Annotated in this window: 1 protein-coding gene; it reads right to left on the reverse strand. The window is 50.3% G+C overall.

The window, feature by feature from the left end:
* Window positions 1-297: 297 nt before the first annotated feature.
* Window positions 298-1,221 carry an aldo/keto reductase family oxidoreductase gene (locus tag THS27_RS26160; RefSeq protein WP_085595942.1) on the reverse strand — a complete coding sequence of 308 codons (924 nt, stop codon included), beginning with the start codon at window positions 1,219-1,221 and terminating at the stop codon, window positions 298-300.
* Window positions 1,222-1,606 lie beyond the last annotated feature (385 nt).

A 1,606-nucleotide genomic window follows, 5' to 3' on the forward strand; every position in this document is an offset into this window, starting at 1 on the left:
ACCAACTGAGCTATGCCGGATCAGTATTTGGCGCCCCGTTCGAAGCGCGTGGCAGGGGTATAATAAAACCCGGAAACACGCGCAAGACCTTTTTTGTCAAAAAAACGCGAAAAAATGAATTTTGCCAAAATTTATCCAGTTTCAATGCTTTATCAAACGCCTGAGGTGGAAATGGCAGGGGCATTTTTAGCCACGAAGAAACTGGCGTCGGTATCCGGGCCGTTGGCAGTATCATTTTTATCGCGTTGTCATCCCGTAAGGTCGCAATTAAATATCTGTCATCAAAGCCTGGATTGCTCAGGGGACGGGATGCCCCTGTGCTGCGACCAGAATGGCAAACCAGTCCTGCCGATCCAGGGTGATGTCACATGCCTGGGCGGCATCGCGGATCCTGTCAGGCTTCATTGTTCCCAATACCGGTATCGGCTGACATGGAAGTGCTAACAACCACGCAATGGCAATTTCAGCAATACCGTGTGCGTTGTATTTAACGCGCATTTCTTCAAGTATGGGCCGCAGATGGGCCGCAACGGCATCGTCCTTATCCTTGAACAGGCGTGCCCCGCCCAACGGCGACCAGATCATCGGGGTGACCCGTTTTTGCTGCATCAAATCAAATGTGCCATCAAAAATGGGGGCCAGTTCAAGAACCGAGCATTCGATCTGGTTGGTAACCATTGGCTGGTCCAGCCGACTTTGGAGCAAATTAAACTGGGAGGGCTTGAAATTGGAGACACCAAAATAGCGGACCTTGCCATCACGTTGCAGGTGATTAAAGGCGTCCGCCACTTCATCGGCAACCATAAGCGGGTCGGGGCGATGAAGAAGCAGGGTGTCGATATGGTCTATGCGTAAATTTTTTAACGACGTTTCAACCGATTCTAAAATGTGACGCTTGCTGGTGTTGTAGTGATTGATACGATGTTCCGGGCGGGAATCGCATACCAGGGCGATATCGCATTTCGTGACGATTTCCATTTGGCTGCGCAGATGCGATACGGTCGACAGGGCTGCGCCGAAATAATCTTCGCATCCGTAATTGCCGTAAATATCGGCATGGTCAAACGTTGTGATTCCCAGGTCCAGTGCTGTTTCCATGATCCGGACAACATCATGTGTGCTTGAAATATCCGGGCTGTTGCGCAGACGCCATGCGCCCCATGCCAGACTAGAGAAACTTAAATCTTCGTTTAGTTTACGGCGTGCGACAGGTGCTGACATTTCCGGACCCTATGGGTCACTCCGATTTGATGTGTGGGTAAAGCTGTTTGGCCCATACCTGCAACCGGGGTGATTTTACTGTTTTCGTGATTGTTAATGTATGTCGTATCAAGACATTACAATCAGGTAAACTGTCTATCACGGGCCGGGGGTGCTTGGGACGGGATGCTGCCTGACCCGGTCAATTTGCGGCCGGACATAAGGACGTCATATGTATTTGCCCGCACGCAGGGGCCATTATGGCATGGTCAGCCCTTACAAATGCCATACACAATATAAGGTGCATGTTTAAATGCAGGCTGATTAAGGCGGGATGGTCTGTTGTCGCGGAAGGGGACATAAACTTTTGGTTTGTGCAGCAGGCAAAGAAAAAGGGACCGAACAA

Source organism: Thalassospira sp. MCCC 1A01428 (assembly GCF_002115825.1).
In the GTDB taxonomy this organism is placed as follows: domain Bacteria; phylum Pseudomonadota; class Alphaproteobacteria; order Rhodospirillales; family Thalassospiraceae; genus Thalassospira.